Here is a 19,513-nt window from a genome sequence, read left to right as displayed (position 1 = left end):
GGCGGCCCCGGTCGGAGCCGCACGTTTGAACATCCACGCATGATGGGATGGCGCGCAATGGCGTGCGCAGAGCATTCTGAAAGTCATGTTAACCTTTCTCGCCCCACCGGCGACGGTCTGATCCTCTACGACGGCAGGTCTCCTGGCTCGCGGGTCTCAGCGTCTGGCGACCTTCCCGGGCATAGGCCCAGTGGTCATATCGCCAGCGCTCACCGCTCACAGTTGCGGGGGCAGCTGCGGAGTAAATACCGCATTCCCTTTGAACCCTCTTGCGAGGGACCGTCGTCCCCATCGATAAGTGAGCGACTATCCTTCGTCAATCGCCATCAGCGCGTCTTGGACAGTCCGAAAGCACCTCATGCCAACGCCAACCCTGCCGCAGCTGACATTAGTCCTTGGAGGCGCGCGCTCCGGCAAAAGCCTTTATGCCGAGCGGCTTGTCACGAGCCAGCCGGGGCCCTGGGCCTATATCGCCACCGCCGAAGCCTTCGACGGCGAGATGGACGAGCGGATCAAGCTGCACAAAAGGCGTCGCAGCAGCGGCTGGGTTCAGCACGAAACGCCTCTCGATATCGCCGATATCTTGTCGAACCGGACGTCCGAACTGGTGTCCCTCGTCGACTGCCTGACCTTGTGGCTGTCGAATTTGATGCACGCGGAACGTCCGATCCCCGACGCGACCGACAAACTGATCGCGGCGCTCTCGAAGCGGATCGCCCCCTGCGTCATCGTTTCGAATGAAGTCGGCCTCGGCATCGTGCCGGACAACGCTCTCGCGCGCGCATTTCGCGATGAGGCCGGCAGGCTCAATCAGAAAATCGCGGCGACGGCCGACAAGGTCGTCTTCGTCGCCGCCGGCTTGCCGCTGACCTTGAAAGGCTGAACCGTGACCACCGATCCGACGATAGACGAAGCCGAGCGCCACAAGGCCAAGATGGCAAAGCGCAAGGCCGTGCAAGACGCCGAGGTCGCCTCGAAGTCGATCGAAAAGGGCGTTCTCCTCGTGCACACAGGCCCCGGAAAAGGCAAGTCCACCGCCGCGTTTGGACTGGCCTTGCGCGCGCTCGGCCACGGCTGGCGCGTCGGCGTCGTGCAGTTCATCAAAGGCGCATGGAAGACCGGCGAACGCGACGCGCTTCGCATGTTCGGCGATCAGGTTTCCTGGCACACGATGGGCGAAGGCTTCACTTGGGAAACCCAGGACAAGGCGCGCGACATTGCAGCGGCCGAGCGCGCGTGGGCGAAGGTCAAAGAGCTGATGGCGGACCCCACCATTCGCCTTCTCGTTCTCGACGAACTCAACATCGCGCTCCGCTACGATTACCTTCCGCTCGATGATGTCATCGAAACGCTCCGCAACCGCCGCGCCGATCTCCACGTCGTCGTCACCGGCCGCAACGCCAAGCCGGAGTTGATCGCGCTTGCCGACGGCGTGACGGAAATGGCCGCCGTGAAACATCATTTCGCAGCCGGCATCAAAGCGCAGGAAGGCATCGAGTTCTAATGCCAGCGCGAACCCTGATGTTTTCGGGCACCGGCTCCGACGTCGGCAAATCCCTGATGGTGGCGGGCCTTTGCCGCTTGCTCGCGAACCGCGGCATCCGCGTCGTGCCGTTCAAGCCGCAGAACATGTCGAACAACGCCGCTGTGACAGCCGACGGCGGCGAAATCGGCCGCGCGCAGGCATTGCAAGCGCGTGCCGCGCGCGTTGCGCCGTCGGTTCATATGAACCCCGTGTTGCTGAAGCCCGAAAGCGAGACGGGCGCGCAAATCGTCGTGCAAGGCAAAATGATCGGCTCGGCCAAGGCGCGGGAATTCCAAACGAAGAAGCCTGAGCTTCTGCCGGCGGTTCTAGAAAGCTTCGGCCGGCTGAAAGCCGAATACGATTTCGTCCTCGTCGAAGGCGCGGGCAGCGCCTCCGAGATCAACCTTCGGAAGAACGACATTGCGAACCTCGGCTTCGCACGCGCGGCCGGTGTCCCCATTGTTCTGATCGGTGACATCGATCGCGGCGGAGTCATTGCCAGCCTCGTCGGAACGCAGCGCGTCCTCGAGCCGGATGACGCGGCGATGATCAAGGGGTTCATCGTCAACAAGATGCGCGGAGATCCGACGCTCTTTGCCGACGGCATGGCAGCTATTTCAAAGATGACGGGATGGACCGCCCTCGGCCTCGTTCCAAATTTCGACGCCGCACGGAAACTTCCCGCAGAGGATGCGCTCGCCCTGCGTGATCTTGCGAAAACATCGAAGCCGAAGGGCGCCGTGAAGCTGCGCATCGCGGTGCCGGTGCTGCCGCGCATTTCGAATTTCGACGATCTCGATCCCTTGCGGAACGAACCGGGCGTTGCCGTCGATATGATCGATGCGGGCAAGCCTATTCCGGCCGATGCTGACATCATTCTCCTTCCGGGCTCCAAAGCCACGATCGATGATCTCGCCGCATTGCGCGCCGAAGGCTGGGACATCGATATCAAAGCGCACGTTCGTCGCGGCGGTGGCGTGCTCGGCCTTTGCGGCGGCTATCAAATGCTGGGAAAACGCCTTTCCGATCCGAACGGCATCGAGGGCCGGCCCAGAACCGTAGAAGGCCTCGGCCTCCTCGACATCGAGACGGAATTTGGAATGGAGAAAACACTCGCAGCCGTCGAGGGAACGCTTCATTCGAACGGCGCTCCGTTCCAGGGCTACGAAATGCACGTTGGCCGGACCGGCGGGCCGGACACCGCTCGCCCCATGGTGACGTTTGCCGACGGCCGGAACGACGGCGCCTCGTCGCCGAATGGCCACATCGCCGGATGCTACGTGCACGGTATTTTTGCGTCTGATACGGCCCGCGCCGCCATCCTCACTGCTTTCGGTGCCGAAACATCGGGCAACAGCTACGAAGCGGAAATCGACGCCATTCTTGATGGCTTCGCCGAGCACCTCGCCCGCCACCTCGCCATCGACGAACTGCTCAGCCTCGCAAAATAGCGGCAAAGAGCAACAGAATCGCAATCATGATCGCCCATGCGATCATTGCGAGGCGAAGCGCCGCGTAAATATCCTCCGCGGCCAGGTCCCGGCGCCCGTTGCCCATATAGGCATCTTCGACGCGCACGTTGCCATAGACCTTCGGCCCGTTGAGCTTGAACCCCAGCGCTCCTGCCATCGCGCTTTCCGCCCAGCCGGCGTTGGGCGATCGGTGTTTCGAAGCATCGCGAGACATCGCCTCGAGCGCCGCCGCAGGCGACGCGCCCCGGATAAAGAGAGCCGCTGCTGCGAAAAGCAATCCCGTCAGCCGCGACGCCGGTAGATTGACGAGATCGTCGAGCCGGGCAGCCGCCCACCCGAACGCCTCGTGCCGCGGCGTCCGATGACCAATCATGCTGTCCGCCGTGTTGATCGCCTTATAAACGGCAAGACCCGGCAGTCCGAAAAAGGCAAACCAGAACACCGGCGCGACGACGCCGTCGGACGCATTCTCGGCCAGACTTTCAATCGCGGCCCGCGCGACACCGTGTTCGTCGAGCGTCTCAGGATTGCGGCCGACGATACGGCCCACCGCAAGCCGCCCGCCTTTGAGGCCATCGTTCGCGAGCGCGCGAGCGACAGCTGCGACATGGTTGTAAAGACTTCGGCTCGCGATGAGCGTCGAAGCCAGAACCGCGATCAGAATTTCACCAATCGCGCTATACGCCGACGCCCGCTCGATGACCCAGGCGACTGCACCGGCAGTCACGACGATGATGCTGAGCGCCAGAACGCCCGCCAAGCGGCGTGCCTCGGCGCTTTCGCTCTCCTTGTTGAGGCGGTGATCGAGTGCGGAGATGAGCGAGCCGATCCACGATACGGGATGGCCGATGCGCTCATAAAGCCAGTTCGGGTACCCAAAGAGCGCTTCCAGCGCGAGCGCGCCTGCCACAATGAGAAGGGTCTGGGCCTCACTCACGGAAATTGCACGTGATGCTGGTGTGAGAGACGCGCACGGCCGCCGATCTCAAGATTGCTCGGGCAGAACGCCGTAAGTTGCAGCGATCGCCTCAGCCTGCTTCGCAGCGTCTCGGGCTGTGGCATAACGCAAAGCCTCCCCAAGCATGACAAGCACCGGCCCCTCCGGATGCGCTGCTTCGAGCGCCGTGGCAATGGCACCGATGGTCGAGATGAAAACACGCTCGTCCGGCCGCGTTGCGTTCGCGACGGCGATGGCGGGCGTCTTCGGGTCGAGCCCGTGCACGAGCGCAATCTCGGTAAGTTCCGCGAGCGTCCGCTTCGGCATGTAGACGACGGTCGTCGCCGCGCTGTCGGCAACAGCACTCCAGTCGATGTCCTTGGGCAGCTGTCCGCGACGGTCGTGCGCCGTAATGAACTGCAAACGGCGCGCATGATCCCGATTGGTCAGCGACACCTTGAGATTGGCCGCCGCGCCCTGCGCCGACGTCACGCCCGGCACGATGCTGATCGCAATGCCTGCCGTCTCGCACGCTTCGATCTCTTCGCCCGCACGGCCGAAGATCAGCGGATCGCCCGACTTGAGACGCACGACATTCAGCCCCTCGCGCGCAAGCGACACCATTTGCGCATTGATGTCGGGTTGCTTGCACGACTGCCGGTAGCCGCGCTTGCCCACATCGATCAGGCGAGCCCCAGGGCGGACCAGATCGAGGATGGGTTTCGCGACCAGATCGTCGAACAGCACAGCATCCGCCGATTGCAGCGCATTGAGTGCCTTGATCGTCAAAAGCTCGGGATCCCCGGGTCCCGCCCCGACCAGCGTGACTGCGCCCAATACTTTGGCGTCTCCCGGACGAGAGCCCGTCTCACCAGTCGCGAGCGGCCCTGAACCGGCCGTAAAATAGCGCGTATCGAAAGCTGTTCGCGGCTGCCACCCGTGTCGTTCGAGCTCGGGATCGAGATGTTCTTCGATCGGCCAGCCGAGTGAGAGATATCCGACGAGCTTCCACTCGGCAGGCACGCCAAGCACCCTAGAGACTTCCGCCGGGTCGATGATCGACACCCAGCCAAGCCCGAGCCCGGCCTCGCGTGCAGCGAGCCACAGCACCGTCACCATGCACGCGCAGGAATGGTCGAGCGCTTCCGGCATCGTATGCCGCCCGAGCCCGTGGCCCTGGAGCGTGCCGTGATCGGAAAAGATCGCGAGATGCACGGGCGCCGCGTTCAATCCCTCGAGCTTCAATCGATTGTAGAGATCAGCCTGATCGCCGTCGTAGCTCGCTCCTGCTCGGACGCGCGCCCCTTCGAAGTTCTTCGCAATCTCCGCTCTGACTTCCGGAGACCGCACGTTGACGATCCGCCACGGCTGACTGTTGCCAACCGACGGCGCGAGATCCGCGAGCCGCAAAAGCCGGTCGATCAATGCATCGGGAACCGCATCTGTCTTGAAGCGCCGAACGTCCCGCCGCCAGCGGATAAGCTCCTCCAGCGTCGCGCGCTCTTCCCCGTTGGGGTTCTCATCGTCGGGCTTGCGAATAGTCATTGCAAAAATATTCGGTCAGGATGGCTGGGCGCTACCAGCTATATCATTATTCCGGCCCCGGCGAGCAAGCGGGCATCTGCGGTGCCTGACGCACGGGGCCAAGTGAGGCCAAGAAGCCTCCTTTTAGCGCTGGCGGAGCGACCAGAGCTGGATTTAGTCCGCGTTGACCATGGTTTCGCGGCAACCGTCGCAGACCGCGGTTTCGCCGGCCCCGTCCGGGCGCTTGATCGGAAATCCGCATTCGGAGCAGAGCGTGTGGTGCCCCTCGCGAACACCGTGCTCCAGCGCGACCCGCTCATCGAAAACGAAGCATTCGCCACGCCACAAGCTTTCTTCCGGCGCAACCTGCTCCAAATAGCGCAAGATGCCGCCGTTCAGCTGATAGACGTTCGGAAAACCCTCGCGAAGCATAAACGCGCTCGCCTTTTCGCAGCGAATGCCGCCCGTGCAGAACATCGCGATCTTGCGCTTCGGATCGTCCGAAAGCGCTCGCTTGACGTAGTCGGGGAACTCGTTGAAGGCCCGCGTTTCCGGATTATGCGCGCCCTCGAATGTGCCGACCTGAAACTCATAATCGTTCCGCGTATCGATCACGAGAACGTCCGGGTCGGCAATCAGGGCATTCCACGCATCGGGTTCGACGAACGTGCCGGTCGCGACGGATGGCCGGGCATCGGGAACGCCGAACGTCACGATCTCCTTCTTGATCTTCACCTTCAGCCGCTGAAACGGATGCGCGCTCGCTTGCGAATATTTGACGATCAGATCCGAAAATCTCGCATCCGCTACGAGCGCCTCGATCAGCGCATCGATATCGCTCTCGGCACCCGAAACGGTGGAGTTGATACCTTCGCTTGCAACCAGGATCGTGCCTAGAATTCCGCGCGCCGCGCAAAGCTCGCGTAGGCTTGCCTGCAGCGTCTCGGGCTCGTCGATCTCGACGAATTTGTAGAAGGCGGCGACTTTGACCGTCACGCACGTAGCTTTCATATATGAACCGGTGGATCGGCAAATCAGGGACGGCCGTCCGAGAATTACGCCGGTTTCAATACGGTCACGGCCCCCGAAGAGCAAGCCGCGGCATTTTGGCCGCATCCCGGGGCGACGCGGGACGATCCCCTGCAGCCTTTAACTATTGGCGATCATATACTGGCGATGACGCGCCGGATGTACTCGGCGTAAGGGCTCTTCCCCAGGCGGCCAAGCCAGGGCTCCAGGCCGGAAGGCGAAATGAACCCCATGCGCACGGCGATTTCTTCGGGGCAGGAAATCTTGAGGCCCTGACGGCGCTCGATCGTTCCGATGTATTCGCTCGCGTCGCTCAAGCTGTCGAATGTACCGGTATCGAGCCAGGCATACCCCCGCCCCATGCGCTCGACATGAAGCGCGCCCGCCGCCAGATACATTTCATTGAGCGTCGTGATCTCAAGCTCGCCGCGCGCCGAAGGCTTTACTCGCGACGCAAAGTCAACGACCCGGTTGTCGTAAAAATAAAGACCCGTTACCGCCCAATTGGAATTCGGTTTTTTCGGCTTCTCATCGATCGCCTTCGCGTTGCCCGCCTTGTCGAACGTCACGACGCCGTAGCGTTCGGGGTCGGCCACCTCATAGGCGAAAACCGACGCGCCGTCTTCGCGGAGCGCCGCACTTCGAAGCAGTTCGCTGAACCCATGACCGTAGTAGATGTTGTCGCCGAGCACGAGCGCGCACCGGTCGTCACCGATGAAATCGCGGCCGATGATGAAAGCCTGCGCAAGCCCCTGGGGTTCCGGTTGCACCGCATAGCTCAAGCGCAGCCCGAACTGCTCTCCGGTCCCGAGAAGCGTTTGAAAAAGGATTTGGTCATGCGGCGTCGTGATGATCAGGATATCTCGGATGCCAGCCAGCATCAGCGTCGACAGCGGATAATAGATCATCGGCTTGTCGTAGACGGGAAGCAGCTGCTTCGAGATCGTCAGCGTCAGCGGGTAAAGGCGCGTGCCGCTGCCGCCCGCGAGGATGATGCCCTTGAGGGTGCTCATGTCAGCGTGCTCATGCGAATTTCCCGGCTCTATTTATCTGTTGCGAATGTTCCGCAGCTTCGTCGCGGGGAGGACCGGCGAGCCGATCCAGGCAATCGGAAAGCGCGTCTCTCCACGGCCGAAGTTCAAGCCCGTAGACGGCGCGGAGCTTTTCCGTGGAGAGCACAGAGTAGGCAGGGCGCGCGGCCTTGGTCGGATAATCTTTGGTGCCGATCGGCAGAACCCCGATATCGCGCCCGCCCCGGCGCGCCGCGCCCTCGATGATCGCCTGGGCAAAACCGAACCATGTCGTCTCGTTGCGATTGACCGCATGAAAGGTCCCGAAAATTCGCGGGTCCGGCGAGGATGCGCTTGCGAGAGGAATGAGCTTACCGACGAGATCCGCCAAGTCCGGTGCGAACGTCGGGTTGCCGCGCTGATCGGCGACGACTTTGATTTCCGGGCGTTCCACGCTCAGGCGCAGCATGGTCCTGACAAAGTTGCTTCCGAACGGGCTGAAGACCCAAGCGGTGCGAAGAATGATGTGCTTCGGATTGGCTTGAGCGACGCGATCCTCGCCCTCTTGCTTGCTGCGTCCGTAAATCCCGAGCGGCGCCACGGGATCCGTCTCGACGTAGGGCACGCGCTTGCTTCCATCGAACACGTAGTCGGTCGAGAAATGAATGATCGTCGCGTCGACATCGGCGGCGGCCTTTGCGGCGGCTTCCGCACCAGCGGCATTTACGGCGAAAGCCGCGTCAGGTTCATCTTTTGCCTTGTCGACGGCCGTGTAGGCTGCGGCATTGACCACGACGCTCGGCCGAGCCGCGAGAATGGCGCGTCTCACGGATTGCGGATCGCGAAGATCGGCCTCCGGTCGCCCGGCGACAGTGAAACGCTGCCCGCCGGCCTCCAACAACTCGATAAGAGATCTGCTGACCTGACCATGCCGACCGATGATGAGTATGCTTCGCTCGTCGCTGGTCACACGACCGACTCCGCCCGCGCGACATCTTCCGGCATGGGCGTCTGGAGCAAGCCAAGCCTGTTCCCCGCGTAGACTTTGTCGCGAAGCGGCCGCCACCACCACTCATTGCTCAAGTACCATTCGACCGTCGCCGCAATGCCGTCGTCGAAGGTTTTCTCAGCGCGCCAGCCAAGCTCCGTCTCGATCTTGCTCGGATCGATCGCGTAACGCCTGTCGTGTCCGGGCCGATCGGGAACAAATGTAATAAGGCCTCGGCGCGACTCTCCGTCTGGCCGAAGGCTGTCGAGAACATCGCAAATCCGCTCGACCACAGAGATGTTCTCCATCGGCGCTCGGCCGCCGATATTATATGTCTCGCCCACGCGGCCTCTTTCGAGAACCATCGTAAGAGCCTTCACATGGTCCTCGACGTAGAGCCAATCCCGAACCTGCCGCCCGTCGCCGTAAACCGGCAACGGCCGCTTCTCGAGCGCATTCAGCAGAACGAGCGGAATGAGCTTCTCCGGGAAATGATACGGACCATAATTGTTCGAGCAGTTCGTGATCAGCGCTGGCAACCCGTATGTTTCGCGCCAAGCACTCACGAGATGATCGGACGAGGCCTTGCTCGCCGAATAAGGCGATCTCGGATCGTAAGCCGTACTCTCGACGAAGAAGCCGCCGTCCGCGAGGCTGCCGTACACTTCGTCGGTCGATACATGCAGAAATCTGAAAGCCTTCCGTCCTTCCGCGCCAAGCCCATTCCAATAATGCCGGCTGGCCTCGAGGAGAACGTGGGTGCCAAGAATGTTCGTTTTGATGAATTCGGCGGGAGACGTGATTGACCGGTCGACATGGCTTTCAGCGGCGAGATGCATCACGGCATCAGGGCGGAATTCCGCGAAAACGCGATTGATCGCATCGGCATCGCAAATATCTGCAAGAACGAACCGGTAGTTTGACTTGTCCGTGAGCGAGGAGAGCGACTGCAAGTTGGCGGCATACGTCAGCTTATCGACATTCAGCACGTCCCAGCCCCGGTCGAGGACGAGGTACCGAACGAGTGCCGAGCCGATAAATCCGGCTCCGCCCGTAACAATGACTCTCATCCCCGCCCCCGCGTTCAAACGACGTTCAAACTGTCCCCGCGATGTCTCTCAGCAAAGGAAGCTTTGCATCCTTGTCCGAGACGATCGCGTCCTGTGCGCTGACCGGCCATGCGATACCGAGCTCCGGATCGGACCATAGAACGCCCGCTTCTGCTCCAGGAGCGTAGTGACTCGAAACTTTGTAAACGACCTCGGTGTCGGGTTCCAGCGTGCAAAAGCCATGCGCAAAGCCGCCAGGGATATATATCTGCTGCCCATTCTCAGCCGATATCTCGGTAGATACGTGCCGCCGATACGTCGGCGACGATGGCCTGAGGTCTACGGCGACGTCGAGAATGCGGCCGCGGCTGACCCGAACGAGCTTGGTTTGCGAATGGGGCGGAACTTGAAAATGCAGGCCCCGGATCGTTCCGGTCTTCGAGGACAGAGAAAAGTTATCCTGGACGAACACATCCCGGATACCAGCCTCTTCCAGCGCCTTGCTGTTATAAAGTTCGGTAAAAAATCCTCTCGTATCTTGAAAGCGCTTTGGTGTGACTACGATCAAGCCGGGGATATCGAGTTCAGTTATTCGCACGCGCGATTTCCAAGTGGCTGTTCGGCCTGCCTATGTGCCGGTGGCGAATAGTTCGCACATCGAGCCTTGAAAGAACAATCCCAGACTGGCTCGAGCGTGCGGCGGTCCGCAACATTCGCCAACGTGTGCTCGATGCGTCACGCCACTTGGTCCAGCTCACCCGAGCGAAGCGCGTTCCAGTGGCCTGTGCCATTGCGGCGATTGCGAGCGCTTGAGCGCATCAGGTCTTTGTGCAGGCTCGAGTTGCACGCGTCGACGCAGCCGTCTGTCACCAACTCGTTCAAAGCGGCAAACGGCCATCTGCGAACGAAGCCCAAGCCTGCTTTCAAACCTTTCAGATACTCAAACAGCTTGGCTCCGCCGAATTCGATGAGGCAGACCGATACATCGCGATGATCATTTCGCGGGCGCTGCAATGGATGCGGCACGAAAAACCGATTGCGACCGCTCCGACGTTGTATTCACGCCTATTATTTCTCTATGCGACGTTGCCGGTATCAAGTCTGGTATCAACTCCGGCACGACGGGAAAACGATCTTGACTCCGCCGCTGAGAGCTACGTACGCTTTATTCCTGCGGATGGACGTTTGTATTGATTGGGCGTGTGTATTGATAATGAATTAGCCTCGCTTTCGAGTTATTCGACCTCAACAGATTGCAGGCCCACGGTTCATACTATGCGCATATTGATGTTTTTGCCCCGGCACATGCGTTTCGGTCCTAGCAACGCATCCTCAATTGACCTTTGCGTTCGCGACCTCGTCGCGGCGAGCCGTTACCGCCAAACGACGACGGTCATCTGCTGCGAGAACGAGACACTTTTTCCCGGCATCGACGTGATGACCTACTCACGCGCCGTCGACGACTCACGACGCCGCAAGGTGGCGTTTGCGTTGAGCGAAGTTTCGCGCATATCGCCGGATCTTATCGTCGTGCAACAACACCTTCCGACAGCCGCGGCGCTCGCCTCGCGCACCCGCGTTCCTGTGGTTCTTCACAAGCACAACATGATCAAGCCCGTTCCTAGCGGCAGTTTGTTCAATGGGCTTCGGCGGCAGTTCAAGCTCCGGCAATATCGCGGGCTCGCCGGTATGATCTTCGTCAGCAACTTTTGCCGGAAGACATTCGAAGCGGACTGGCCGGAGGTACGCCTGCCGACTTCCGTCGTTTACAACGGCCTGGATTTTTCACAATGGCACCCATCCACGCAGAAGCTCGACGAGATCATTTGCGTCGGCCGTGCAGCGCCCGAAAAAGGAATTAAAGAGGCGGCATTGGCGATTGCCGCCGTCTTGAAAGAGCAGCCCGGCTGGCGGGCGCGTTTCATTCTTAGCGAACCGGAACGCTTTCCGGCTTACATGGAGGAAGTTCTTGCCGTCATTCGCCCATTCGAAAGCAAGATAACAGTAGAACTGAGCCTGCCTTTCGCCGTGGTGAAAGAGCGCTATGAAAACGCGGCCATCGCAATCGTTGCTTCCAGGTGGGAAGAACCCTTTGGCCGCACGGCACTCGAAGCGCACGCTGCAGGTTGCGCCGTGATCAGCTCGGGCACCGGGGGAATGGCCGAAATTTCACCGGACGGCGCTCTGATGCTGCCTCCGAACTTCGCACCGGATCACATTGCCGTACACTTGCGCACACTCCTCCTCAATGGGGATCTCCGTGCTCGTCTTGGCAAGACCGCACGAGAATTTTGCGCCAACAAATTTGCACTCGCCGAAGTTGCACGCTCAGCGGATGACTTCTACGACCTCGCAACGGCCAGCCGAACAAGCGGCATCGTCTCCGCACACAGAGTGGGCGCCGAAACGCCTGCGAGCGCCAGCAGCCACATTTAACCTGTGGATTGCTCACTGCACGGCAGCTGATGCCTTGCCCCAGCGCTCCGCGCGACGTAACGAGAGCACAGTTGGAGCGTAGTGCTCGCGGAGTGGATTGGCCGGATGAGATCTCAGCGGATCTTCGAAACGCCCACACCAATTTTTCAACTCGCAAAATACAGCCGCCGCGCCGCCAGCCTCGCGATCTTCCTGCGCGCAGCACTTCGCCATCCGACGAATCAGCAAAAGCGTCGTCTCTCTTTCGAACGAGTGAACGCTTGGGTCGATGACGAATTGCCATTCGAAAAGTGGGTGCATCCGCAGCGAACTCTGCAGGACGACCGTTGCATACGCTTTCCCGAAGACAGGCCCATTGACCGCGATGGACTGACGCGACCTTTGAGGGTCGCCGTCGTATGCCACCTCTATTACGATGACCTCGTCGAGGAAATACGGACCCGCCTCGCTGTCATTCCGACGAAATTCGATCTCCTCGTATCGACCGACACCGCGGAAAAGAAGAGCCGCATTGAAGCCGCACTCTCGTCAAGCACGGCATCGAACGTCGTCGTTCGAGAATTTCCGAATGTTGGCCGGGATATCGCCCCGAAGCTGATGGCCTTCAACGACAAGTTCGATCAGTACGATGTGATTTTATTCATTCACGGCAAGAAGTCGGTATTTTCTCCAGGACTCTCGGAATGGCGCCAATATATTTTCGACACTCTGATAGGAACGCGGGATCGCACCCAATCCATATTGTCGTCTTTCCAAGATATTCCCGAATTAGGGATGATTGCCCCGGAACATTTCGCTCCTGTCAAAGGCGTCGGCTGGAGAGACAATTTTAAAATTGCAGACGGGCTCTGCTCCAAATTGCTGGGCGATAAATACGCGTTCAACTATTTCGACTTTCCATGCGGATCGATGTTCTGGTGCCGCCCGGCTGCGCTGAAGCCGCTGCTCGATCTCAATTTGAGTGTGCAGGAGTTTCCGGCGGAGCAAGGCCAAGTAGACGGCACGCTCGCACATGCGATCGAAAGATTCTTTTTCACCTCATGCGAACTCGCAGGGCTCCGCTGGTTGAAAATGGCAGCAGACGAAACGAAAATCTTACCGGTGGAGATCGTCGACGTCGGGTCGAGCGCAGAGGTTCGGCAAGTCTTGAAGCGGGCAGGCGGCCGGGTCCTCGCGCCACGGTGAGATAACTCACGACGCTCACGCACCCGGACTAATTCTTTCAACCACGGCCTTTGTCAGCGCCATGACCTCAGGCAACGCACTTCCGTATTTATCGCGCGCGGAGCGAAACACCCCGAGCCCTGGATGCGTAGCCGCATTCTGCAGCGCACTTGTATAGGGCACAGGCCTCGAAATGGCGTTGAGGTGATGCAGACCCTGCTTGATGTGATGCAGCATCTCGCGCTGCACGGTATTCGTTGCCTGATACTGCGTGATGAGCGGATGAACTTTCACCTGCGACGCAAGATCGAGATCGTCGGCGAGAATGAATTTCAAGAAATCCGTGAGGGTCGAATACGCGTTCGTCTCAAGGCTCGTCGGCGCCACTATGTGCTCGGCCAGCCTCATGGCCGCGAGCCCCAGCACGCCGGGCCCCGCGGGACAGTCGATCAGAACGACGTCGTAGTTCGCTTCGATTTTCGAAAGCTCTGATCTCAAGGCATCGGATAGCAGAACATCGAGACGATCTTTGCGCTTCTTTCGCCGCGCCACGTGCTCGAACTCGGCCATCTCGCGAAGAAGTTCGTGATTGGACGGCAAAAGATCGATGAAACCCGCTTGCCTATCGTGCAACTCGATCAAATCGCCTGCCGCCACACGGTGGGCGGCAAGGCGCATACTCCGGCCGCTGGCGAAAGCTCGCAGCATGGCCGCCAAGCCGATCTGCCGTTGGGTGAGTTGCTGCTCCGCGCCGATGCCGAGGAGCGCCTTCGTGACGCCGGCTTGCGGATCGGCGTCGAGAACGAGCACCCGCGCACCGTATGAAAGGGCCAAGCCGTCCGCGAGCATCATGGTGGTCAGCGACTTGCCCACGCCGCCTTTCGGGTTGGCGATCGCGATTCTGACGCTCATCGACCGGCATCCGTGGACCGCCCGGCGAAGGGTCGGGAGGGAGCCTCAATATGGAACGATCCGGCGGAGGCGCGGCTTGCAACCGGCGGAGCCCCGGGCTCCGCCATCGGGCGAGAAAAATCGCCTCCGGGCAGTCTCAGCCGCTGTAGATCACGCCGCTTGCGATACATGAAAAAAGGCTCGTAAAGACAACGCTCGAGCATGCGGAAGCGCCCCACCCGGTTCTGCGCGCGACACTACGTGGAGGTCCAGCCAAATACTAGCGGCTAGAAATCCCAGCGCTATTTTTTCGTCTCGCCGACAGGGCGCCGGGACGGCCCATCATCGAAGCGCCACGGGCTGTTTTTGCGGGCCCGCTCGGCCGCGGCGTCTTTGTCGACTTTGGGACGCTTGTTTGATGCCCGCGGCTCGTTATTTGGCGGCTGCGGCTCGGAGACGTCTTCAGGCACCTGTGGTGCGCGCTTACTCATCCAACCGAGTATGCCCATCGATTCATTCCTTTGGCAGAATCTCAAATTTGCATGCGCGAGACTTGGGCGGTGATTGCGCTTTCCATGTGGCTGCCGTCTGTCGGACATACGCAAGATTGCACAACTGCCTTTTGCTGGACCTTATGTTGCAAACGTCAGCACGTTGCTAACCCATCGACTGACAAATTTCGCGCAAAACAAAAATGGCGACTTGCCCATGTCGCGATCTCGACTATGGAAGAAGCTCTACCCACTTTTAGAAAACGCTTCCTGATCTCTGGTCCGGCGAACCAAGACGCGCCGTTATCTGGGTCATGAAAATTTAATTCCACTGCGAAGACACTGACTTGACATGGGAGCTGGCGCGAAACCGTCTGGCCCCTTGCGAAGTAGTATTGACGACGGCGCAATGTTCGGTCGCTATTCGGTAGCTGACCCCCAAGCGACAAGGCATCCCCTGGTGAACCGCGTACTCAAGCTGGCGACGGCCATTTTCATTCTCACATCGGTACACGCTCGAGCGGACGCCACAGAAGACTGCAACGACGCGACCAATACGACCCAGAAGATTCGGGGGTGCACCGAAGTCATCCAGCGCACGATGCAGAGCGATGCTCTTTCGACGGCCTATATGAATCGGGCCATCGCCCGCGCGGAACGCAAGGAAATGGCAAAGGCGCTGACAGACTTCACCGCGGCCATACACGCCGACTCGGAAAATAATTTCGCATACTACAATCGCGGCAACGTTTACCTCGACTTGCGGAAGCCGAAGCAGGCGAAAGCCGACTTCACCCGGGCGCTTGAAATCGCGCCTGACATGTCTCCCGCGCTCCTCAACCGGGCGTTGGCCAACGAAATGCTTGGCGAACGCGAGGCCAGCATTGCCGATTTTCGCGCCGCGCTGGCACTCGAGCCGACACTCTTCGCAGCCTCCGAGGGCTTGAAGCGGTTGGGCGCAACGCCCCCCTGATAGGCCCGGAATACCTGCGTCCAACAGCTATCCAAGCACGCGCTCCAAGCACGCGCCCCAATCACGCACCTAGTCTGCGTGATCGTTCGATCGTGATTCCTTCGATGCCGGTGAAATTTCAGCGGTCTCGCATGGAGATCACGTGTGGCTGATCTCGCTCGCGGGGCCGATCTTTGGGGTGATTTCGTGGGGCTATGGTGCCCAGGGCCGGAATTGAACCAGCGACACTGCGATTTTCAGTCGCATGCTCTACCAACTGAGCTACCTGGGCCTGCCTCCGCGGCGTTGAGCCCGTGCGAAGTAGAGGCGTCTTATAGGGGCGTGATCCGCAGGATGCAAGCGCCTCAATACGAGATGTTTTCAGTCTTCTTCGTCCTCGCCATTTGGTCGCTGGGACGGTTCTTTCGCGGCCGGGTCGTCGCCCTCGTCTTCTTCCCTGCCGCCGATCGCGTAACTGCCGCTGAACCACTTCGCGAGGTCGATGTCGGCGCAGCGCTTCGAGCAGAACGGGCGATAGGCGTCGACCGCCTCCTTCCCGCAAATAGGACAACGCAACGGCTTGCTGGCGGAACGGGACGCTGACATGGCGCGCTCAATCGCGATCGACTTCTGCGTATTTCAGCCAATTGTACTGGATCGGAAATTTTTCCGAGTTGAGAAGGCTGACGACCTCGGTCAGCGGCAACCCAACCACGTTCGTGTAGGAGCCGATGAGCCGCTGCACGAAACAGCCGGCAAGCCCCTGAATGGCGTAGCCTCCAGCTTTGCCGCGCCATTCGCGGGAGGCGATATAGGATTCGAGCTCCGACCGGTTGATATAGCGGAACCGTACCCGCGTATCGACGATCTTCGTGCGAACCCTGTCGTCGGGTGTGATCAGACAAATACAGGTCTGGACCTTGTGGGTACGCCCCGACAGCAGTTGTAGAGACGCCATCGCCTCCTCGATATGCGTCGGCTTCATCAATACCTTGCGCCCCATCGCGACGACCGTATCGGCCGCGAGAATGTAGGCCCCCGCCAGATCCCGGTCATTCGCGATTTGATCCCGCGCGACCTCAGCCTTCGCCCGCGCAAGCCTTGAAACGAGCGCTCGTGGCATCTCGCCCCGCTTCGGCGTCTCGTCGATGGAAGCGGGCCGCAAGGCATCCGGCGTCACGCCAACCTGCGCCAGCAGCGTCACGCGCCGGGGGCTCGCGCTCGCCAGAACAAGCTGCGGACGCTCGATTTCCGTTTTGGACGATGCCATCTCGCGCACCAGCGAACGGCGCAGCGTCTCGCGGCCGGGGGCTTCGGAGCGTGCAAAGGAGGGAAGGAAGCTGCTCATAAGACTCGATATCATGATCGTGACCAGGGGATAATTAAGGTGAGGCGGCGCAGCCCTTTTCCGACAATGGCGCAGGCATTCCACCCTTAGCAAGTCCGCCTGCGTTGCGGTTGAGAACAAAACAGGGCATGAATAGCGCATTCTTTAACAAAATTGATGGCGGCAATGGCTCTGAAACCAGACCCTGCGGACCTCCTTGCTCGAACGCCACTTTTCGGCGCCCTCGACGAACCGAGCCGTAAGGCCGTCGCCCTGGAATTGCGCGACGCAGCCTTCGAGCCGGGCCAGATCATTTTCTCGCGCGGCCAGGCGGGCTCTGAGCTCCACATCGTAACAAAGGGCCGGGTCCGGCTGTCGGTCCTGACCGCCGACGGACGTGAACTTTCGTTCGCCCACGTTGAGGCGCCTTCGATTTTCGGAGAACTGGCAGTCTTCGACGGAAGGCCGAGATCGGCGGACGCGACGGCCGTCAATAAAGTCGAGACGCTGATGCTCTCGAAAGCAGCATTTCTCCGTCTGCTCGGAACGCGCCCAGCCGTCGGTGAAGCAGCCGTGCGCTTTCTCGCCGGCCGGCTCCGCGACGCCGATGAACAGCTCGAAGCCATCGCCCTGCATCCGATCGAAGCGAGGCTTGCACGCTTCTTTCTCGCCGCCGTGCGCCAGAAAGATCCAACCAGCAAAGCCGAGAAGATCTCCCTTCCCCTTCCGATTTCGCAAAGCGAGCTTGCCCTTCTCGTCGGCGCGAGCCGCCCAAAGGTCAACGCGGCTTTGGGCTTACTCGAATCCGAGGGCGCGATAGAGCGCCGGGGTCAGCAGGTCGTATGTGATATCGCGGCGTTGAGCGGCATTGGCCGGCTCGACGAAAAGGAATAGCCGCCCTTGCATCTATTCGCGGGGCCACGCGTATGACGATCATGGATCGGCAACAACGGCGAGCACGACCGGCGATTCTGCCGGCGCCGGTGCTCGGCGCGTTTCGCGTGATCCGTTCCTTCGTCCGCCGCATAGCGAGCTTCGGCATACATGGCTACCCACCGGATATTCAGCGGCGACTGAAGATCGTCAACGTCTTCTCGTCCCTCGTCGTGGCGACAACCTTTATCTACGCCATGCAGCTTTGGGCATCGGGCAACAAGGAGATGATGCCCGTCGTCTATATCAACCTCGCGCTCGCGTTCATCGTCTCGCTCGTTCCCTTCATGCACAGGATCAACGAGCTTGCAGGAGGACTTCTCCTGGTGTTCGCGGAATTCGTCGCACTCATCGGCTTCACGTCCTACTTCGGACGCCTAGGCGGCGCGCCGTTGCAATACGTCGTGGCGGCAGCGGCGCCCTTCGTCATTTTCGAAGCGCGGCGCTTCTGGCTCGTCATCACCATCGTCGTCGCAGCCCTCATCCTGCATTTGATCGCCTGGTTCCAGTTTCCGATGGAAGCCGCCCAGCTCCAGGCGGACGAAAAAATCATAAGCTCCCTCTACGTCCAGGGCGCCGTTACCACATTCGGCCTCATCGCGGCCTGCGTGTACTATGCCTTCAACCTTTTCGAGCGCGCGAAAGCCGAAACGGAAGCCGTGCTTCGCAACGTCCTGCCCGACAGCGTCGTCGAGCGCCTCAAAGCGTCGCCGGGCGAGACCATCGCCGACGGATTTTCCGAAGCCTCTGTTCTGTTCGCAGACATCACCGGCTTCGTCAGCATGGCCCGCGGACTTGGACCGGAAAAAACGGTGGCGCTATTGAACAAGCTTGTCAGCGCATTCGACGAGCTTGCCGAGCGCCACGGCGTCGAGAAGATCAAAACGATTGGTGACGCCTACATGGTAGCGTCCGGAGTGCCGATCGCGCGTCAAGACCACGCGCACGCATTGGCTGCGATGGCGCTTGATCTGGTGGCTGTCGTGCAGGAAGTCAGTGCCGCTGAGAATGTTCCGCTCAACGTCCGGGTCGGCATGGCGAGCGGCCCGATGATGGCGGGCATCATCGGCAAGAATAAATTCAGCTATGACGTCTGGGGTGATCCGGTCAATCTCGCGAGCCGCCTCGAACAATCGAGCGTTCCAGGCCGTATCGCCATTTGCCCGTCGTGTTGCGCGGCGCTCCGCGATGCGTTCTCGATCGAACCGCGCGGCCTTATCGAAATAAAGGGTGTGGGACCGCAGGAGTCCTGGTTTTTGCTCGGCCGCAAGGACAGGGACGTCAGCCCTTCCAGTGCAGCGAGCACACGAGCGTAAAGAGCCGACGCGCTGTATCGTCATCGACGATGATCCGCGGCAGCAGCTTTTCCTTGAGCAACGCGCTGCCCTCGTCGTGAAGCGCCCGCCGGCTGACATCAATGGCCTGAATGCGAGCGGGAGGCGCGGTTCTGACGGCCTCGTAGTAGGACTCGCAGATCATGAAGTAATCTTTGACGATGCGCTTCAGCGGCGTCAGCGCAACCGTGTGCTCCACGGTTTCCGCTTCGCCCGAAGGACTGATCGCCATCGAAAGCCGGTCGTCCGCCAGCGAGAGATGAAGCTTGTACGGGCCTGCATCGATGCCATCGATGCGGAAGGCATTACCGTCGAGAATGTCGAAGATCGCGACTTCCCGCTCGTGCTCGATATTCGAGTTGGCCCGCCCGAGCGATTTCGCATCGAGTGTAATGTCGACGAGGCGATCCCGGCTTTTCTCTTGAGCGGCGACCGTTTGATCCATCGAAAT

At 60.4% G+C, this 19,513-nt stretch carries 19 protein-coding genes, 1 tRNA gene and 1 riboswitch; of the genes, 8 read left to right on the top strand and 12 right to left on the bottom strand.

What is annotated here, in order from left to right:
- Positions 1-115: 115 nt before the first annotated feature.
- Positions 116-299, bottom strand: a riboswitch (cobalamin riboswitch).
- 59 nt (positions 300-358) lie between these two features.
- The 3 genes from cobU to BM399_RS02510 are packed head-to-tail and all read left to right on the top strand — an operon-like array spanning position 359 to position 2,976.
- A complete protein-coding gene (gene cobU / locus BM399_RS02520) occupies positions 359-883 on the top strand; it encodes a bifunctional adenosylcobinamide kinase/adenosylcobinamide-phosphate guanylyltransferase (RefSeq protein ID WP_092863780.1) in 525 nt (174 codons plus the stop codon).
- Positions 884-886: 3 nt separating this feature from the next.
- Positions 887-1,504 (top strand): cob(I)yrinic acid a,c-diamide adenosyltransferase, encoded by a 618-nt coding sequence (cobO, locus tag BM399_RS02515; RefSeq protein WP_092863777.1) that lies wholly within the window; start codon positions 887-889, stop codon positions 1,502-1,504.
- Complete coding sequence (locus BM399_RS02510) at positions 1,504-2,976, top strand: cobyric acid synthase (RefSeq protein ID WP_092863774.1); 1,473 nt, start codon at positions 1,504-1,506, stop codon at positions 2,974-2,976. Before cobO ends, BM399_RS02510 begins: the two co-directional genes overlap by 1 nt.
- Here BM399_RS02510 and cbiB read toward each other — a convergent pair.
- From cbiB to rfbC, 7 genes are all read right to left on the bottom strand, one after another.
- The gene (gene cbiB / locus BM399_RS02505; RefSeq protein ID WP_092863771.1) at positions 2,960-3,934 is read right to left on the bottom strand and encodes an adenosylcobinamide-phosphate synthase CbiB; all 975 of its coding nucleotides are present in this window, start codon (positions 3,932-3,934) and stop codon (positions 2,960-2,962) included. The genes BM399_RS02510 and cbiB overlap by 17 nt on opposite strands.
- Positions 3,935-3,982: 48 nt before the next feature.
- Positions 3,983-5,479 (bottom strand): uroporphyrinogen-III C-methyltransferase, encoded by a 1,497-nt coding sequence (gene cobA, locus BM399_RS02500; RefSeq protein ID WP_092863768.1) that lies wholly within the window; start codon positions 5,477-5,479, stop codon positions 3,983-3,985.
- 153 nt (positions 5,480-5,632) lie between these two features.
- Entirely contained in the window at positions 5,633-6,454 is an 822-nt protein-coding gene (gene trhO / locus BM399_RS02495) for an oxygen-dependent tRNA uridine(34) hydroxylase TrhO (RefSeq protein ID WP_210186946.1), read from the bottom strand.
- Between the two features lie 167 nt (positions 6,455-6,621).
- Positions 6,622-7,500 (bottom strand): glucose-1-phosphate thymidylyltransferase RfbA, encoded by an 879-nt coding sequence (gene rfbA, locus BM399_RS02490; protein ID WP_092863762.1) that lies wholly within the window; start codon positions 7,498-7,500, stop codon positions 6,622-6,624.
- 10 nt (positions 7,501-7,510) lie between these two features.
- Entirely contained in the window at positions 7,511-8,467 is a 957-nt protein-coding gene (gene rfbD, locus BM399_RS02485; protein ID WP_092863759.1) for a dTDP-4-dehydrorhamnose reductase, read from the bottom strand.
- Entirely contained in the window at positions 8,464-9,555 is a 1,092-nt protein-coding gene (rfbB, locus tag BM399_RS02480) for a dTDP-glucose 4,6-dehydratase (RefSeq protein ID WP_092863756.1), read from the bottom strand. Before rfbB ends, rfbD begins: the two co-directional genes overlap by 4 nt.
- 25 nt (positions 9,556-9,580) lie before the next feature.
- On the bottom strand, positions 9,581-10,132 hold the full coding sequence (rfbC, locus tag BM399_RS02475) for a dTDP-4-dehydrorhamnose 3,5-epimerase (protein ID WP_092863753.1): 552 nt from the start codon (positions 10,130-10,132) through the stop codon (positions 9,581-9,583).
- A gap of 707 nt (positions 10,133-10,839) precedes the next feature.
- Between rfbC and BM399_RS02465 the strand changes: the two genes are divergently transcribed.
- Both BM399_RS02465 and BM399_RS02460 read left to right on the top strand, forming a co-directional pair.
- Positions 10,840-11,970 carry a glycosyltransferase family 4 protein gene (locus BM399_RS02465; protein ID WP_177228021.1) on the top strand — a complete coding sequence of 377 codons (1,131 nt, stop codon included), beginning with the start codon at positions 10,840-10,842 and terminating at the stop codon, positions 11,968-11,970.
- A gap of 105 nt (positions 11,971-12,075) precedes the next feature.
- On the top strand, positions 12,076-13,155 hold the full coding sequence (locus tag BM399_RS02460) for a rhamnan synthesis F family protein (RefSeq protein WP_092863743.1): 1,080 nt from the start codon (positions 12,076-12,078) through the stop codon (positions 13,153-13,155).
- 15 nt (positions 13,156-13,170) lie between these two features.
- Here the strand turns inward: BM399_RS02460 and BM399_RS02455 are convergent, their stop codons facing one another.
- Entirely contained in the window at positions 13,171-14,046 is an 876-nt protein-coding gene (locus BM399_RS02455) for a ParA family protein (RefSeq protein WP_092863740.1), read from the bottom strand.
- A gap of 930 nt (positions 14,047-14,976) precedes the next feature.
- Here BM399_RS02455 and BM399_RS02445 point away from each other — a divergent pair.
- Complete coding sequence (locus tag BM399_RS02445) at positions 14,977-15,489, top strand: tetratricopeptide repeat protein (RefSeq protein WP_244531034.1); 513 nt, start codon at positions 14,977-14,979, stop codon at positions 15,487-15,489.
- Positions 15,490-15,684: 195 nt separating this feature from the next.
- On the opposite strand, the gene BM399_RS02440 is transcribed toward BM399_RS02445, so the two are convergent.
- The 3 genes from BM399_RS02440 to BM399_RS02430 form a co-directional block, all read right to left on the bottom strand.
- Positions 15,685-15,760 (bottom strand) — tRNA-Phe (locus tag BM399_RS02440).
- Between the two features lie 89 nt (positions 15,761-15,849).
- Positions 15,850-16,074, bottom strand: a complete 225-nt coding sequence (locus BM399_RS02435) for a DNA gyrase inhibitor YacG (protein ID WP_092863731.1) — start codon at positions 16,072-16,074, stop codon at positions 15,850-15,852.
- 7 nt (positions 16,075-16,081) lie between these two features.
- The gene (locus BM399_RS02430) at positions 16,082-16,831 is read right to left on the bottom strand and encodes a Maf family nucleotide pyrophosphatase (RefSeq protein WP_092863728.1); all 750 of its coding nucleotides are present in this window, start codon (positions 16,829-16,831) and stop codon (positions 16,082-16,084) included.
- 150 nt (positions 16,832-16,981) lie between these two features.
- Between BM399_RS02430 and BM399_RS02425 the strand changes: the two genes are divergently transcribed.
- Positions 16,982-17,689, top strand: a complete 708-nt coding sequence (locus BM399_RS02425) for a Crp/Fnr family transcriptional regulator (protein ID WP_244531033.1) — start codon at positions 16,982-16,984, stop codon at positions 17,687-17,689.
- A gap of 32 nt (positions 17,690-17,721) precedes the next feature.
- The gene (locus BM399_RS02420) at positions 17,722-19,044 is read left to right on the top strand and encodes an adenylate/guanylate cyclase domain-containing protein (RefSeq protein WP_092863722.1); all 1,323 of its coding nucleotides are present in this window, start codon (positions 17,722-17,724) and stop codon (positions 19,042-19,044) included.
- On the opposite strand, the gene BM399_RS02415 is transcribed toward BM399_RS02420, so the two are convergent.
- Complete coding sequence (locus BM399_RS02415; RefSeq protein ID WP_092863719.1) at positions 19,010-19,507, bottom strand: UPF0262 family protein; 498 nt, start codon at positions 19,505-19,507, stop codon at positions 19,010-19,012. The genes BM399_RS02420 and BM399_RS02415 overlap by 35 nt on opposite strands.
- Between the last annotated feature and the right edge of the window lie 6 nt (positions 19,508-19,513).

Source organism: Hyphomicrobium facile, from assembly GCF_900116175.1.
GTDB classification, from domain to species: domain Bacteria; phylum Pseudomonadota; class Alphaproteobacteria; order Rhizobiales; family Hyphomicrobiaceae; genus Hyphomicrobium_B; species Hyphomicrobium_B facile.
The sequence above is the reverse complement of the archived record's forward strand: the minus strand, read 5'-3'. Positions and strand labels throughout refer to the sequence as shown.